This window comes from Flavobacterium hungaricum, assembly GCF_015182285.1.
Taxonomy (GTDB): Bacteria; Bacteroidota; Bacteroidia; order Flavobacteriales; family Flavobacteriaceae; genus Flavobacterium; species Flavobacterium hungaricum.
In genome coordinates, this window is sequence record NZ_PRDM01000004.1 from 77,832 (window position 1) to 94,574 (window position 16,743).

General features: G+C 34.4%; 14 protein-coding genes. 6 read left to right on the forward strand and 8 right to left on the reverse strand.

Annotation, left to right across the window (positions count from 1 at the left end; all coding sequences use genetic code 11):
• The first annotated feature begins 2 nt into the window (after positions 1-2).
• The gene (locus tag C4F50_RS16585) at positions 3-1,184 is read left to right on the forward strand and encodes a THUMP-like domain-containing protein (RefSeq protein WP_194139771.1); all 1,182 of its coding nucleotides are present in this window, start codon (positions 3-5) and stop codon (positions 1,182-1,184) included.
• A 3-nt stretch (positions 1,185-1,187) separates the two neighbouring features.
• On the forward strand, positions 1,188-1,754 hold the full coding sequence (locus C4F50_RS16590) for a hypothetical protein (RefSeq protein WP_194139772.1): 567 nt from the start codon (positions 1,188-1,190) through the stop codon (positions 1,752-1,754).
• Here C4F50_RS16590 and C4F50_RS16595 read toward each other — a convergent pair whose 3' ends face one another.
• Positions 1,755-2,408, reverse strand: a complete 654-nt coding sequence (locus C4F50_RS16595) for a M15 family metallopeptidase (protein ID WP_194139773.1) — start codon at positions 2,406-2,408, stop codon at positions 1,755-1,757.
• 77 nt (positions 2,409-2,485) lie between these two features.
• Here C4F50_RS16595 and C4F50_RS16600 point away from each other — a divergent pair, with 77 nt between their 5' ends.
• Positions 2,486-4,234 (forward strand): CocE/NonD family hydrolase, encoded by a 1,749-nt coding sequence (locus C4F50_RS16600; protein WP_194139774.1) that lies wholly within the window; start codon positions 2,486-2,488, stop codon positions 4,232-4,234.
• A gap of 42 nt (positions 4,235-4,276) precedes the next feature.
• On the forward strand, positions 4,277-4,849 hold the full coding sequence (locus C4F50_RS16605) for a hypothetical protein (RefSeq protein WP_194139775.1): 573 nt from the start codon (positions 4,277-4,279) through the stop codon (positions 4,847-4,849).
• A gap of 9 nt (positions 4,850-4,858) precedes the next feature.
• On the opposite strand, the gene C4F50_RS16610 is transcribed toward C4F50_RS16605, so the two are convergent.
• Complete coding sequence (locus tag C4F50_RS16610; protein WP_194139776.1) at positions 4,859-5,962, reverse strand: fatty acid desaturase family protein; 1,104 nt, start codon at positions 5,960-5,962, stop codon at positions 4,859-4,861.
• A 163-nt stretch (positions 5,963-6,125) separates the two neighbouring features.
• Positions 6,126-6,452 carry a helix-turn-helix domain-containing protein gene (locus C4F50_RS16615; protein ID WP_194139777.1) on the reverse strand — a complete coding sequence of 109 codons (327 nt, stop codon included), beginning with the start codon at positions 6,450-6,452 and terminating at the stop codon, positions 6,126-6,128.
• A 127-nt stretch (positions 6,453-6,579) separates the two neighbouring features.
• On the opposite strand from C4F50_RS16615, the gene C4F50_RS16620 reads away from it, so the two are divergent.
• Both C4F50_RS16620 and C4F50_RS16625 read left to right on the forward strand, forming a co-directional pair.
• On the forward strand, positions 6,580-6,852 hold the full coding sequence (locus C4F50_RS16620; protein ID WP_194139778.1) for a hypothetical protein: 273 nt from the start codon (positions 6,580-6,582) through the stop codon (positions 6,850-6,852).
• A gap of 27 nt (positions 6,853-6,879) precedes the next feature.
• Complete coding sequence (locus tag C4F50_RS16625; RefSeq protein ID WP_194139779.1) at positions 6,880-7,083, forward strand: hypothetical protein; 204 nt, start codon at positions 6,880-6,882, stop codon at positions 7,081-7,083.
• Between the two features lie 18 nt (positions 7,084-7,101).
• Here C4F50_RS16625 and C4F50_RS16630 read toward each other — a convergent pair whose 3' ends face one another.
• The 5 genes from C4F50_RS16630 to C4F50_RS16650 all read right to left on the reverse strand — a co-directional run bounded on the left by C4F50_RS16630 (position 7,102) and on the right by C4F50_RS16650 (position 16,735).
• Positions 7,102-7,923 (reverse strand): phospholipase A, encoded by an 822-nt coding sequence (locus C4F50_RS16630; RefSeq protein ID WP_194139780.1) that lies wholly within the window; start codon positions 7,921-7,923, stop codon positions 7,102-7,104.
• Positions 7,924-8,108: 185 nt separating this feature from the next.
• Positions 8,109-10,874, reverse strand: a complete 2,766-nt coding sequence (locus C4F50_RS16635; RefSeq protein ID WP_194139781.1) for a M16 family metallopeptidase — start codon at positions 10,872-10,874, stop codon at positions 8,109-8,111.
• Between the two features lie 136 nt (positions 10,875-11,010).
• Positions 11,011-13,086, reverse strand: a complete 2,076-nt coding sequence (locus C4F50_RS16640) for a protein-disulfide reductase DsbD family protein (RefSeq protein ID WP_194139782.1) — start codon at positions 13,084-13,086, stop codon at positions 11,011-11,013.
• A gap of 227 nt (positions 13,087-13,313) precedes the next feature.
• Positions 13,314-14,732, reverse strand: a complete 1,419-nt coding sequence (locus tag C4F50_RS16645) for an alpha/beta hydrolase family protein (RefSeq protein ID WP_194139783.1) — start codon at positions 14,730-14,732, stop codon at positions 13,314-13,316.
• On the reverse strand, positions 14,732-16,735 hold the full coding sequence (locus C4F50_RS16650; protein WP_194139784.1) for a TlpA family protein disulfide reductase: 2,004 nt from the start codon (positions 16,733-16,735) through the stop codon (positions 14,732-14,734). The genes C4F50_RS16645 and C4F50_RS16650 overlap by 1 nt, the downstream gene beginning before the upstream one ends.
• Positions 16,736-16,743: the final 8 nt, after the last annotated feature.

The following is a 16,743-nucleotide window of genomic DNA, read 5'->3' on the forward strand; positions in this document are numbered from 1 at the left end:
CTTTGAATACTCCAATACTGCATCCAGATATACAAAAATTTATAATTGAAAATACGGGTGCAGACATAACAAAATTAGCACTTCAAAAAAATCCGTTCCCAGATGTGGAATGGATTTTAATTTTAAATCAAATAGAAGCCCGTACAAAGGCAAAAGATAAACTGCCGACTTGGTTTGCTTCTGAGAATATGATCTACCCGAGTAAAATTTCGGTCGAACAAACTTCGTCTGAAAAAACAGCGGCGTATAAAACGTCTTTAATTTCTGGAAAAACCTTAATTGATTTGACGGGAGGCTTTGGTGTTGATGATTATTATTTTTCGAAACAATTTGAATCTATTACGCATTGCGAACTTAATGAAGATTTAGCTGCCATTGTAAAGCATAATTTCAAACAGCTGCAAGTGGAAAATAGTACTTTTTATGCTGGAGATTCGCAGGATTTTTTAGAAAAATCAAATCAAAAATGGGATTGGATCTACATTGATCCGTCGCGAAGAAATGATGCCAAAGGCAAAGTTTTTATGTTAAAAGACTGTCTGCCGAATGTTCCCGAATTCCTTGATTTTTACTTTGAAAAATCAGATGCTATTTTAATCAAAACGGCTCCTTTACTGGATATATCGGCTGGATTGTCTGAGTTGAAAAATGTAAAAAACATTCACATCATAGCATTAGAAAATGAAGTTAAAGAATTGCTTTTTGAAATTCATAAAAATTATTCTGGCGAAATAACTTTAAAAACGGCCAACATTTTAAAAGAAAAAACAGAAACTTTTGAGTTTATTTTAGGCGAAGAAAACTCCTTTTCGCTTTATGAACTGCCTAAAAAATATCTGTATGAACCGAATGCCGCTATTATGAAATCCGGCGGTTTTGATGAAGTAAGTTCATTTTTTAAAATTGATAAACTGCACAAACATTCGCATTTGTATACTTCTGAGAGTATAATTGATTTTCCTGGACGCCGATTCGAAATTCAAAAAGTAATTTCATACAATAAGAATGACATGAAAAATGAACTCGCCAATCAGCAGGCTAATATTACAACCCGAAATTTTCCCGATACTGTCGAAAACATTCGAAAGAAATGGAAAATAAAAAGCGGTGGAAATTTATATTGTTTTTTTACAACAGATGTAAAAGATAACAAAATAGTTTTAATTTGCACCAAAATAAACTAACGAATGAAACAACTTATTACCTTAACATTTTTCTTGTTAACTTTTTCTGCTTTTGCCCAAAAACCGTGCGAATACAGCACAAATGTTACCGATTCTTTAGGAACTTATAAAGTAACCAATGAATATTTGATTAGTGAAAAAAACTTTGGCGGTACTTTTAACTATTTGTTTTTTTCGCTTGCACAAACCGACGGACTTCCGACATTGAATGTACAGTCTATTCAAAAAAGTAAAGATTTTATTAAAGCGAACTGTTTTGATAAAAACTCTAAAATTTTCTTGCAGCTGCAAAACGGAAAAATCGTTTCGCTCCGCCATATAGATCAAGAAAACTGCGGTACGCTTATTCGTGACGACAAAGGATTTGATAATCGTGTTAATACCGGAATTTTTGTTTTTGTAAAAGATAATTTTGAAGAACTAAAGAAATCTCCTGTAACTTTAATGCGCGTTAAATACCTGACTAACATAGAAGACTACATTATTAAAACCGAAATAAAGTCTGAAATGAATGGCAAAGTTTACAAACCCGACAGCTATTTTATTGAAAATATCAGATGCGTTGAATAATTAATCGCATTTCCATTTTTCGTTGGCGACTTTATCTTTTAAACCTGTTTTTAAATTATAATGCCACCATTCTGAGTCAAAAGAATTAAAGCCGTTTTTGATCATGGTACTTTTTAGATAGGCTCTTTTGGAAAGTATCTCTTTTGAAAGCTGCTTGAAATTATGACTCGCCTGAATTCCGAAAAAATCAAAAGAAGTTCCCATATCTACTTCTTTTCCTGTTATATCAACCAAAGAAATATCAACGGCTCCTCCTCTATTATGGATGGAGCCTTTTTTTGGATCTGCCACATAAGACGGATTAGATACAATGGCCCACATTCTTTTTTGTATGTCCAAAGGTCTGTAACAATCATACAATTTTATTCTAAATCCTTTTTTCAAGAAATCATTATTGGCTGCAATCAAAGCTTTTACGGTTTTTAAGCGCAGCATGCATTCTGCACAATCATAGACTTTTGCTTTTAAGAAATTATCCTCGGTCGCATATTTCATATCATACACAAAATCGTTGCTGTAATCTCTCAGTTTTACAAAAGTTGTATCAGAAATTTGTGATTCTGCAGCATCTGAGTACGCTTCATTTTGAGCATTCCCAGCAGTGATGCTAAAAAAGAAAAACAATAAAAAGAGTGGTTTTATAAAATGTAACATAAAGTTATAATTTGAGTCTTTGATAAGTAAATATAGAAATAATAATTAAATTCGTTCCACTTAAAAGCTTTCTAATTATGACTCAAAAAGTATATTTCTTGTTTCTAAGTTTCCTTTTTACGGTGGCAGCTCTTAACGCACAACAGACAAAAGTCTTTAAATCAAAAGAAAATAGTACTGATTACGATATTCAAGACAGCGTTTCGATTAAAACAAGAGACGGAGCAATTTTGTCTGCAATGGTTGCACGTAAAAAAAATGATACGGAATCTAAACCGGTTGTATTGCAATACACTATTTATGTACGAGACAAAGGCAGAGATCTTAAAAGCATAAAAGAAGCAGTTGATAAAGGGTATATCGGAATAATTGTTTATGCGAGAGGAAAACGCTTTAGCCCCGACGAAATTAATCCGTATGAAAACGAAAGTAATGATGTTTATGATGCCATAGATTGGATAAGCAAACAAAAGTGGTGTAATGGCAGTATCGGAATGTATGGCGGCAGTTATAACGGTTTTACACAATGGGCAGCCTGCAAAAAAATGCATCCAGCGCTCAAAACCATTGTACCCTATGTTGCCAACCGGCCGGGAATGGGGCTTCCGATGGAAAATAATGTGTTTATAAATCCTAATTACGAATGGGCTTTTTATGTTGGAAACAATAAATATCTGGATACGGTTGCGGGAACTAACAGGGGCCGTTTTAGAGGAATGATGTTTCGATGGTGGGAAACCGGTGCTGCTTACAAAAAAATGGACAGCATTGATGGAGCACCAAACAGATGGTTTCAAAAATGGATCAGCCATCCTTCATTCGACAGTTACTGGCAGAAAATGGCGCCTTATAAAAAAGATTTTTCGCAGATCAATATTCCGGTTTTGGCTTTTGACGGTTATTATAATGATTCTCAAAACTCGAGTTTGTATTATTTGAAAGAACTTCAAAAATACAGTCCCAAAACGCCTTTTTATCTGGTCATTGGTCCTTATGGGCATTTTGGAACTCAAGTTGGAGGCGAAGCAGTTTTAAACGATTATACTGTAGATTCTAATGCGTTAATAGACATCAAAAAAATTACGTATCAATGGTTTGATTATATTTTGAAAAACGGAACTAAACCTGAGTTTTTAAAGGACAAAATTAATTACGAGGTTATGGGCGCTAATGAATGGAAAAGTGCTCCGTCTTTTGATAAAATGCACAATGACTTCCTGACTTTTTATCTTACTGCTGTTCCAGCTGATTCATTTTTTAAGGCGGCTTCTCAAAAACCAAAAGTGAAAGCTTTTTTAACCCAAGAGGTCAATTTTGCAGATCGGGAAACGAGCAATAATAATTATTATCCGAGTCCTATTATTAGAAAAGAAGTAAATGCCAATGATGGTTTCTTTTTTATCAGCGAACCGCTCAAAGAACCTTTAATTGTAAACGGTTCTTTCTTGGGAGCAATCAAACTGAGCATTAATAAAAAAGATTTGGATGTGGGCGTAACGCTTTACGAAGTAACTCCTGAAGGCGAATATTTTCATTTGTCGTATTACATCGGAAGAGCAAGTTATGCAAAAGATATTGAGAAGAGACAGCTTTTGGAACCTAACAAAATAGAGACGATTGCTTTTTCTAATACGCATTTTGTGAGCAAGCAGTTGAAAAAAGGAAGTCGTTTATTAATTTCTTTAAACGTAAATAAAAATCCATTTTCGCAGTTAAATTACGGAACCGAAAAAGATGTGAGCGAAGAAACGATTAAGGATGCAAAAGTGCCATTAGAAATAAAATGGTATAACGACAGTTTTGTGAAAATTCCGGTTTTGAAATGATAGCTTATTTCAAAACAAATATAGATTTAATATAAATAAAATATGGCAGAACGAGAGACGAGCAGTGATCTTTATCTTAAAAAGCAAATTCATTTTCTTGAAATACAAAAAGCAATTGCGAAATGTCTGGGGCTTGCTGAATTAAAAAGCGGTATTCAGATAATTCGAAATGAAAAAGGATTGCGTGAAAATGAAATAGCTGTTGATTATATTTGGGTTGTTAACATTGCCCGCTCTTTTGTTGGCTGGGGCAGTATTTTTGGAATTAAATTTAAAGAAAACAAATTTAGGGAACATGAAAATCCAGCAGAGCTAATACAAGGACTTTTTCTTTTTAATAATAACAAACCTGAAATTTTTACTATAAAATCTACTGATACATCAGATGAAATAATAAATTCATTCCATTTTAATTTATTCAAAACTAACGATAATATTACTCTTGATGGTGCTGCTTACCAAATCAGAATAGTCTCAAAAAATATTGATACCTACATAGACGTTAACAATCCAAATACAGAAGACTGGAAAGAATGGGAAAGAAAAATATGGGAATTAGGTTATAAATTATCCCAAGAATCTAATAATCCTGAGATGAAAATTTTATTTGAGTAAAAATATAAACTAGATCTCTCCCATCCTCAAAATATTCTCTTTTACACCTTTATTTTTGAGCATTCTAAAATGAGAACGAACTGCATGGTAAAATGGATAAGAGGTATAGGGCAGATTATATTCTTCGGCGTATTTCTTAATAATCGGCGTGATATACGGATAATAGGTATGACCGACATTGGGAAATAGATGGTGCGCTACGTGATGCGTAAACCCTCCGTATAAAAAATTTGCCAATTTACTTTCTGTACTAAAATCCTTTGTTACAATCATCTGATGTACAGCCCAAGTATCTGAGAGATTTCCTTCTTGATCTGTTTCAGGAAAATGGGCATCTTCATCGACATGAGTCGAAACCAAAGCAACAACGCCCAAAACACTACCGGACATGTGCATAGCCAGCCACGCCAAAAGCACAGTATACCAAGGCTGCTTTAAAAGCAACATGGGTACAAAAAGCAAATACGCCAGATTAGTGATTTTTGCCGCAAACAATCGATAAATCTCTTGTCTCGGGATTTTATCGACTATTTTTTTGACGTAGTTATTTTTCTTTCCAAAAAAGTCTTTAAAATCTCTAATATAGATCCAATTCAGGCTGTATAAAGGATATATAAACCACATATAAATATGCTGGTAGCGGTGATAATTAAAATGCGGACTGTTTGGAAAAATCCTAATAATATCACTTTGCTTAATGTCTATATCCCAGTCGGGAACATTTGGATAAGCATGATGGAGCCCAATGTGACGCCGCATCCAAAGCCAATGATTACTGCCAAAAAGTTCTAAAACATACAGAAACCAATTGTTATGTTTTGATTTTTTAAACAAAGCGCCATGTGCCGCATCATGAAAGGCATTGATAAAAAGCACAATCATAGTAATACCGCACAAAATGTAAAAAAGAAACAATAAAGAAGTTTGATTTCCGAATAGTAAAATGCCGGAATAAAACAAAAAGAAAACTACAAGAAGTCCCAAAGACTTAACAACATTTAGAACATAATAAGATGAGTTCTTCAAGACCGTTTCATTCACTTCTAAACGCATCTTTTTAAAAAAATCATCAGTTCCAGATTTGACATAAACTGGTCGTTTTAATTTTTCCATGTGGTTATTGGCTAGAAATTCTATTATCAAATTTAATAAAAATTACTAAACAACAACAAATCAAAACGTTAGAATAATAAAATCAAAATTATTCTGTCTTTCTATTTACTTTTTTACAGCTTTTGAATGGCATTATCTACAGCTGAGAATACTGTATTGCGCTTTATTCATCAAATTTTTTACTTTCCAGCTGTATTCTTATTTTATGAATTCGCTGTTCTATATCTTCCAAATCAAATAATACATTTGATTTTCCATAAACAGCTCTTGTATCGTTAACCATACTTGGTCCATTTTCAATTTCAAAAAGTTCATTTAAATCAATTTCTGGAAAATGCTTGTGCAGACTGATCAAAAAATCTGGACCAATACTTGCCGTTCCATGCAGGTATCTTCCCATCATTGCGGGACTGTACCCTAAAATTTCACCAACTTCTTTTTGCTTAAGCCCTCTCGATTTAAAAAATCTTCCCAATTTCTCGTTGTACATATTTTTTTTAAAATTGTTACAAAACATAACATTATGTATACTTTTTTAACTACAAAATATATGTTTTATATATTATTTTTCTTACTTTTACAATTGGAAGCAATATTAAGTAATAAATAGCAAATATATGTCAAAATTAATCAAAATTAACAAGCCAAAGGAAGATAATTCTCACACCGAAATTGCCTACACGTATATAGATCAACATTTACCAGTCACTTATGTAGACTTGACAATTGCTTGTATTACAAAAAAAGGACAGGCTGCTCCGAGTAAATCTTTAGTCAGAAATGTAAGAAACAGAACTATTTTTAGAAATGATATTTTACTGGCATTAGTAGAAGTGGCGAAAGAGAATAAGGAAGCAATCGAAAAAATTAAACTTTTAACGTCCAATTAATCCATAACTAAAAACCAAAAATTTACTATGTCAACCCAAAACCGCTCTAATAAAAAAGAAGCACTTTTAAAAAGTGCCGCTCAAAATCATTTTAAAAAACAACCGCCAAATACGATAGCCATTAAGGTGCACGAATTATACGGCATGACATTGGAACAATATCTGCAGGGTCTAAAAATACATTCTAAATACTTTGGCCAAATCAAGAAGATAAAGCCCCAGAATCATTAGAAAATTATCCAAACAACATTAAAAGATTCCCATTCCCTCTGGTTTAATTGTAAAGCCCAGACGAATCATGCTTTTATGTTCCTGATAATCTATTAAACTTTCTGTATAACCCACAAACCATTGAAGTGTAAGGTAATAGTTTTCATTTTTATAAGGCCTCCAGTTTACTTGTGTCTGCAGGGATCCGTAATTTATTAAACCGCTTCCTTTTCTAAAAAGCACATCGGCACTCCAGCGTCCGGGTTTTATTTGATAGGTTGCACTCGCTTCGCCATAACCGACATATTGTGTAAGGCCGGGATTATCGTCTTTATCTACTAATGGTATCCAGCCTCTAATTCCTACTGTCCATCTTGGTGAAACCTGCGATTTTAGTGAAAAAGCAAGCATGTTCCAAGTTCTGGAATAGATCGAATCTCTGCCGTTGGATTCGTGTTCTAATGACACGGTTCCGTAGGTAAGTCTTCCTCCCTTTAAATAAAAAGGGCGGACGATGGCTACTCCTGGATTAAAATTGATTTCTGAAAAGGGTTTGGAACTGGCGTAAATATCCCAAAAGGCTTTTTGAGTATACATTAAATACGGAAAAAAACCGCCCCATAATGGTTTTGAATTTAATCGGAGTTTAAAACTGACCTGATATTTTACATCGGCAGAAGTACGGGTTATGGGCTCGTTGATTGGTACTCCTGTTAAAAAGTAGTTGTCGCGGTGAACAGAAAAACTATTTTCTTTCAGCAGTGAATCTGCGGCACGAAAATTTTTCTTCTCTTCTACAATCTGTGAATTGCATGTAATAGAAAATAGAATTATAAAAATCAGGACGTATTTAATGTGCATTCTTAGTGTAAATTTGAGGTTGTTTTTTTTAGCTCTTACACTAAGTTACGTTATTTTGATTATTAAAAAAACAAAAAAAGAGCTGTTGGCAAAAACAGCTCTTTAAGGTTTTTCGAGTTAGTTGTACAAGCTTACTAATTCAAAATACTTCTAAAAAAATATAATAACAGAAAAACCTTTATATTCTAATACGCCGCTTTTTCAGACTGCGGTTTTGATTTCATGATTACTTCTACTGTACTCGGTTTTGCGAAAAACTCTTTTGCAAAGGCCTTGATGTCTTCTGCGGTTACAGAGTCTAAAGTTTTCTTGTAAATGGCATCGTCTTTAAACGATTCGTCATTAAGGAACATATTATTAAGGTTTCCTAACCAAAATCCGTTTGTTAAGATTTTTTCTGATCTCGCTTTCAAAAGTGTATTTTTAACCGATTGTATGTCTTCGTCTTTTGCTAAGTTCTTTTGCATTAAATCGATTTGTTCGTATACAATTTTAGTCAGTTTTTCTTCTTTTTCTGGATCACTGTCAAAATTGATTGTCATCGAATATTCGTCAGATGGTTTTCTGCTGATGCCAGACGAAACATGAACACCATAGCTGCCTCCTTCTTCTTCACGAATTAAATCCAGATATTTTTTAGATAATAGTTCTTCTACAATGCGAGAGGTAAATACATTTTTGTAGCTGTACGGAAATTGTTTTACAAAACGAATATAAACACTCGCTTTAGGCACATTCATATCGCGAACTAATAATTGTTTGGAAATTCCGGCTGCAGGATCAAGATGATTGTCTACAAAATTTTCTTTTTTAGTGGCATCTGATGTTATACTTCCAATATATTTTTCAAGTAATGAAAGTGTATTTTCAGGAAGGTTTCCGGTAAATACAAAAGTAAAATCGGCTGCATTTTGAATTCTTTGCTGGTATAATTCTGCAGCTTTTTCGAAACTCAATCGTTTCAAAAATTCCTTATTGAACAGGGGTACCCTCTTATTATGATTGTAGTTTAACTGTGAAATGGTATCCTGAAAAATTTTAGGATTGGTGTTTTCTGCATTTTCCAGAGAATTGCTAAATCCTGTAAGCATTCTAGAATAGGAATCTTTATCAAATCTTGGCTCTTCAAAATACAAATACAGCAATTGCAGCATCGTTTCAAAATCTTTTTGATTGCTGGAACCTTTAAAACCTTCTGTCAATTCTGTAATATACGGTTTGATATTTACAATTTTCCCATTGAGTTTATCACTCAAATCTGTTGCTTTAAAAGTACCTAAACCAGAACTTTCTACAAGACTTACAGCGATCTGAGCAGACGGTATATCTTCTGTTTTGATTAATGAATTTCCACCAAAACTAAAAGCTGCAAATAAAATTTCATCTTTTGATAAAGCAGTAGGATACAAAACAATTTTTGCTCCATTTGCCAAAACATAACTTTTTGCTCCTTTAATTCCCTCTACAGGGGTTTCCTTTTCGATTTTAGAACCTTTTAAAACTCTGGTAACCAAAGGCTGGTCGGTATTGGTTTCTTTATATTTTTCAAGCTTCATTTTCTTTACCGCCGTCATAACATTTAGGTAATCGGCTTTGGCAGGGTAAACAACATCACTTTTTTCTGGCCCTGTAACGGTCATTACCATATTGTCGCTGGTCTGCAGTTTTTTTACTGCCTGATTTATTTCTGAAATTGTGATAGAAGCCAATCTTGTTTTTACATTTTCATATTGTGTTTCGATACTTTCAAACGGAATCGCTTTCAAGAAATAATTCACCAATTCTTCTGATAATCCGTCATTTTCGAATTTATCTTTGTTCTTCAGCATGTTTTCGTAAGAACTCAAAACAGCTTCTTTGTTGCGGTCTAATTCTTTTTGTGTGAATCCATAACGCACGGCTCTTTCGGTTTCGATCATCATTTCTTTGAAGCCTTCCAGTGTTTTATTGTTTTTTGGCGTCACATACAAATAATAAGAATCCGTCAATCTTGATACTTCCGAAGTTCCTGTTCCTATTCCTAAAACCGAAGTTTCATTGTTCTGAATGAATTCCTGATAACGTCTGTTCATCATATCCGTACAAAGATTATTTACTAAATCTCTTCGGATGGTTTCGTTATTCTTTACTTTATCAAAATCTTTTTTATAATACAAAACAACAGACGTTTCTTGTGCTTCTTTATCTTTTGCCAAAACGTATTCCATTCCTTTATTTTTAGGAATCGAAACATAATAGCGCTCCGCAGCATTTTTTGGCATTTCTATAGAGGAGAAAACGGCCATAATTTTCTTTTCAATTTCTTTCGCGTCAATATCTCCAACTACAATAACGGCTTGTAAATCTGGACGGTACCATTTTTTATAATAATCTCTTAGTACTTGATAATCAAAAGTATTGATGAGATTTAAATCGCCTATTACATCACGTTTTGCATACTTAGAATCTTTGTACAATATTTTATCGGTTTCTAAACGAAGCCTGAATTCTGAGTTTCTTCTGGTACGCCATTCTTCACGAATTACACCGCGTTCTGCATCTATTTCTGCATCTTTTAAAGAAAGAAAACCGGACCAGTCGTGTAATGCCAACAGACAGGAATCTATTAGTTTAGAATCTCCTGCGGGCACATTGCTTAAATTATACACCGTCTGATCTTGTGCTGTATATGCATTAATATCTTTACCAAAACTTACTCCCTTTTTCTCAAGCATATCAATTATGCCTTTGCCTTCAAAGTTTTGCGTTCCGTTAAAAGCCATGTGTTCCAAAAAGTGCGCTAGTCCGTTCTGATCGTCGTTTTCTAAAATTGCGCCTACATTTTGGCCAAAATAAAAACAAACACGGTCTTTTGGCCATTCGTTATGAAGAACGTAATATTTCATTCCGTTTTTTAAAGTTCCAGAAACCACGTCTTTGCTCAACGGAATTGTGGTTGTAAACTGAGCCATGCTTTTAAATCCTATTAAAAAGGCAAAAAACAAGTATTTTGATTTTGAGATTTTCATTTTGATAGTTATGTCTTTATTCTTGAGTTTAATTTTAAAAGCAGCTCTACACAGATTTTAAACTGTTTTTATCAGCGTTCTATTTTTTAAAATTATTAATTCCTTCTTGCAGCCAATTATAATATTCTTCGATATTGGGATTGTAAGCCGATGGTTTGTTCAAATCATTTTCGCTGTGATCCATTAAAACATAGTACGGCTGTGCATTGGTTTTATATTTTAGGATTTGCAATTCACTCCATTTTTGACCTGTAAATTTTAGGGTTTTTCCAGTTATTTTAGAAACTACCTGTTCCTTTTCTGCCAAAGGTCTTTTATCATCAACATAGAGCGAAATTAAAACCACATCGTTATTTAAAGTATGCAATACTTTTGGATCCGGCCAGACACGTTCTTCCATTTTACGGCAGTTAACACAGGCGTATCCGGTAAAATCAATCATAACAGGTTTGTTTACTTTTTTCGCGTAAGCCAGACCTAAATCGTAATCATGAAAAGTCGGAATTCCGTTTGGACCGCTTTCTGCTCCTTCTGGTAAAGTTGTTTTTTCTACAGTAGAAACAGTCGTATTTCCAAAACCATTTGGAGATTCGCTGTATTGTTTTGCAGGCGGAAATCCACTGATGTATTGTAACGGAGCTCCCCATAGTCCTGGAATCAAATACACTACAAACGCGAGAACAGCGATTCCTAAGCTCAATCTTCCGACAGAAATATGTGTTAGCGGAGTATCGTGAGATAGTTGGATTTTTCCAAATAAGTATAAAGCGAGGACAGAAAATATAGCAATCCAAATAGCCAGAAATACTTCTCTTTCTAATAAATGTAATTGTAAAACTAAATCGGCATTGCTTAAAAATTTAAAGGCTAAAGCCAATTCTAAAAAGCCTAAAACAACCTTTACAGAATTTAACCAGCCGCCAGATTTTGGAAGCGAATTCATCCAGCCTGGAAATGCGGCAAATAAGGTAAAAGGCAATGCAATGGCCAATGAAAATCCTAACATTCCGATGATGGGTGCTATTCCCGCCTGACTTGCTGCCTGAACTAATAAAGTGCCAACAATTGGTCCGGTGCAGGAGAATGAAACTAAAGCCAATGCCAGAGCCATAAAAAAGATGCCCACAATACCGCCGATTTCTGATTTCTGATCTACTTTGGTCATCCAAGAACTTGGCAGTACGATTTCGAATGCGCCTAAAAATGAGATAGCAAAAACAACCAAAAGCAGGAAAAAAACAATATTGAAGGTAACATTTGTTGCCAGAGCATTTAAGGCATCTGCACCAAAAACTGCCGTGACAAGACTTCCTAAAATTACATAAATAACGATAATGAAAAACCCGTAAAACATGGCATTTCTTATTCCGACAGCTTTGTTTTTACTTTGTTTGGTAAAGAAACTTACTGTCATTGGGATCATCGGAAAAACACATGGAGTAAACAAAGCGGCAAGACCTCCTAAAAAACTAAAGAAAAATAATGTCCACAAGCTTTCTTCAGGGGCTGTTTTTCCTGCCGACGCTTTTTCTCTATTATTATCTAAGCTTTCAGGAACGGCTTTACCGCTCTTGGTAACAGAATTTGTTGTGTTGTTTGTGGTATCCTGTTTTTTAGTACTTGATTCGTCTTTTGCAGTCAAATCTGTATTTTTCTCTTCTTTTACTGCATTCGCAGCATTTTCGTTTTTAATCGGCGTATCTGATTTTTTGAAAATAAATTTTATTTCTTTATCACCTGGCGGTAAACAGCTGTTATCATTACAAACCATAAAAAATACAGATGCATCTATTGTAAAAGCATCTGCTGTTTTACGTTCTATATTTTGTGTAAAAACAGCTTTGTCTGCAAAATATTTAATTCGCATGTTAAAAACCGGATCATCAACTTCATGTCCTGCAGGTTCTATTACAGAGCCTATTGTTTTGTAGTTTTTGGACTTCGGAAAAGTAAATGCCGTTGGTGCTGGTCCGCCTGATGGAACATTTTGCGAATAAATATGCCAAGTCTTATCAATTTTGGCCGTTATGATCAACGTATACTTGTTCTCTCCCAATTCTTTTACCGATGTGGTAAACGAAACTGGATCGTAAATTTGGGCAGTAAGGTTACTTATCGTAAATAGAAATACGATACAATAGAATAGTTTTTTCATGTAACTAATTTTAGATTTTAGATCTCAGATTTTAGATTATTGCAATGAAATCTCTTGTTTTGTCAGGCTTTTAAAAGAGTTAATTTGACTCAATCTTGTCATTTTGAGAAACGAGAAGTCAGCCTTTATCTCTTAAACTTTCACAAGTCGGCACGCACTGTCAGGCTGAACGAAGTCGAAGCCCGCGGCACTTCTTTGCGCCCTTCGACTTCGTTTAGTCTGACAAGCTATGATTTTTTGTATCTTGCCAAAATCCACTTCGAAATATCATCCATCACTTCCACAGCAAAGACTTCATCAAGTTCTGAAACTTCTTTCTGTGTACACGTTTTACAATGCTGATACATATGATTTAAACCTGGATAAATTTTGGTTGTCAAATCTTTTGTCCCTAGATATTTTTTAAACGAATTAATATTCTCAACCGCTGGAACTTGTATGTCTTTATCTCCATTTGCCACCATTACGGGAATCGTAATTTTAGGAAGATAATTTTCTGGTTTATAATGAATGGTGTAACGGTACCAGCTTCTATCGGCATCTTTTCCGTAACGATACAAGAAAGTCTGCTCGCGTCCGTCCCACATTTGAACTTCTTTTAAAGTTGTCGAATCTTGCTGCTGCATCCATTCTTTCAGCTTGACTGCCATTTCGGGCTGTGCAGACTCGCCGTCCTTAGTATCGTAAACTACTTTAAACATGATATTGTACATTTCCATTTGTTTGGCCACCACTTTATCCGAAAAATTATAGCTTTTTAGAATTGCTGTGTTTTGAAGATTCAGCATATCCAATCCGCTTACGCCTACTCCAGACAAGCTTATCATGAATTTTACGTCTTTGTTCCTCGAACTTACAATTGAGGCAATCATACCGCCTTCGCTGTGTCCGATTAAACCAATGTGAGAAGCGTCTATATTTTTATCACTTTTTAAATATGCAATCTGTGCCTCAACATCATCGGCAAAATCTCCAGTCGTGGAGGCTTCAAAATCACCTGTTGTTTTACCGATTCCTCTATCATCGACACGTAAACTTGCTATTCCGTGTTTTGCAAGATAATCTGCCAGAACTGCAAAGGATTTTCTTCCAGAATAAGTATAATTGCGATCGTGTCTTCCTGTTCCAGAAATTAAAATTGCCAGCGGATATTTCTTTTTTCCCTGCGGAATAGTCAAAGTTCCTCCGTAAGTCAGTTTTGTATTTTTTCCTAGAAAAGTCATATCAATAACTTGATACGGATAGGGCTTTTTAGGATGCTGTGTAAAAAACAACGGCTGGATTTCTTTTTCTTTCTTTAGAACAATTGCTGTTTTTGGAATGGAATAGTAGTCAAAAATCCCTGAAAGAGCGGTTTTGTCTGCATTGTATTTTCCTTTAAAAGAAAAACCATACATCTCATTTCTAAAAGAGACGCTGTCTCCTTTTACGACTGTGGCTACTTTTTTATTGATATCTAATTCGGGCATACTAAGACTCAGGGAATCTGTTTTGTATTTGTCCAAATCTCCCGATAAAATGATTCGATATGAGTGATGCTGGCCCTGCCAGATAGTTTGTGCAAAACTATACTGGCTGGTCATCATTACGAAAATTAACAATCTTAAAAGAAGGTTTGTTTTCTTTAAATTAAATAATCGTTTCATTATTTTTTCTCTGACTTTAAGTACTCAACAATAATTGAAATTTCATCTACCAATTCGCTTGGACTTCCAAAATAACCGTTTGACTTCCAGCGTAATTTTCCATCGCCATCAATAATCATTTTCTCTGGAATCCCAGAAAATCCAAAAGCTTTTGAGTACTGCTCATATACTAAATCTAACTTTCCTGTTTTGGGATTTTTTCCATCATACAGCACGTTAAAATCAAATCCTTTTTCTTTGATAAAGGCTTGGGTCTGTGCTTTAAAATCTTTGATGTATTCCTGAGTATCTACAAAATAGAATTTTACATTCGCATCTTTTTTATATTTCTCAACTGCCATCTGCATACCCGGCATGGCATTTTTACATGGTCCGCACCACATTGCCCAAAAATCCAATACTACGATTTTTCCTTTTTGATCAGATAGTTTTACGCTGCCTCCTTTGCTGCTTTCTAAATCAAAATCTGCAATCGGAAGGTTTATCAATTCTGAAATTACTTTCTTTTTGTGTTCTTCAATATTGCTTAAAGATTTTAAAGATTCCACATAAGCCTCAAATCCAGCAGCCGCGCCGCCATCTTTTAGGTAAATTTCTTTTAAGGAAGCCAGCATCTGTGGTGTTACCTGATTTTGTTTTACCGCAAGTGCCATATAATTTTTAGCATCGGCTGTTTGTCCTTTTCTCAACAGCATTCTGGTATAAACCTCATTGTATACAGCATCATTATAACCGTACAATGGTTTAATTTTTGCCATATATTTTTCTTCTACATCATAGTTTTTTGTTACTTCTGCCAATTTAGCATACGTAAAATATTCTCTTGCCATCATTTGTAAAGCCTGCTCCTGCCATTCTTTCAAAGATAATTTTCCAGCAAACATTTTTGGAACATAGGTTAATCTGTTTTCCATTTCTCCCATAAAAATATCTGCATACTTTTTTAAAGTTTCTATAGAAGCTTTTTCGGTTCCTTCATGATCTCTGTCAAAAGGAATAGATACTAAATGCCAGTGATAGTCCAATAAGTTTGTAAAAGAAACTGATTTTACACTGTTAAGAGCATAATTATAATCTTTATTATTTACGATATAGCCGTAAACGATTGCTTTAACCATTTTATCATAATACAAACTTTCTACATCAGTGTAAACATCTTCAAATTTGTTCTGCGGAAAGTTTTTATTGAATTCAGCATATGATTTTACTTTTTTAGAAAAATCAGGTTCTCTAAATATTTCCTGAATTTGTTTGTCTCTGGCTAAAACCCCAAAAGGATATTTCGTTACTAAAACCTTTTGAACAGAATCTGTAAATACTTTGTTTGTCGAATTATCTAATACAGACAATGTTTTTTGAATATCATATTGTGTTGTATTATCTAGATTCTTTTCTGCCAATAAGCCTCGTAATTCTTTTTTTATTGCTGCAGACTGATCGATACCAGTTGAAAGCTGTTTTAATTTTAGGCCGTAGTAAAAAACTTTTTTGCGGCTTTCAGGATGGTATTGCAATTCATAGTTGATCCACATCAAACCAACCTGATCTGCAATGTACGCGCTGTCACTCACCACATTTGGAACTTCATTTTGAAAAGCCCTGCTTCTCAAAATCCCCCATCCTGTATATGCTCCCGGGACTTGTGCAAACATGTAGGCGTGAGGCATTCTTTCTCCTCTGTCAACTATTGTATCAGATTTGAAAACACAGTTAATAAAGGAAGCATGATCTGAAAGTTTCATTTTAGCTTCCCATTTTTTATCTCCTGCAGCTTTTAAAGTAATATCGTTTGTAATCCATTTAAAATTATCATAGGTATACACTACCCCGTTTACATACATGGCATTTGCCAGCGGTCCCTCGGCGGCATTATAAGTTATAGTGATCTCATCTCCTGGATTGGGATGTTCGGGAGAAAGTGACAGTTTTTGTGCAGGTGCATCCTGAGCAAACATTCGTGCAGCAACACTAAATAAGGCTAGGATTAATTTTAAATTTTTCATTTTTTTAT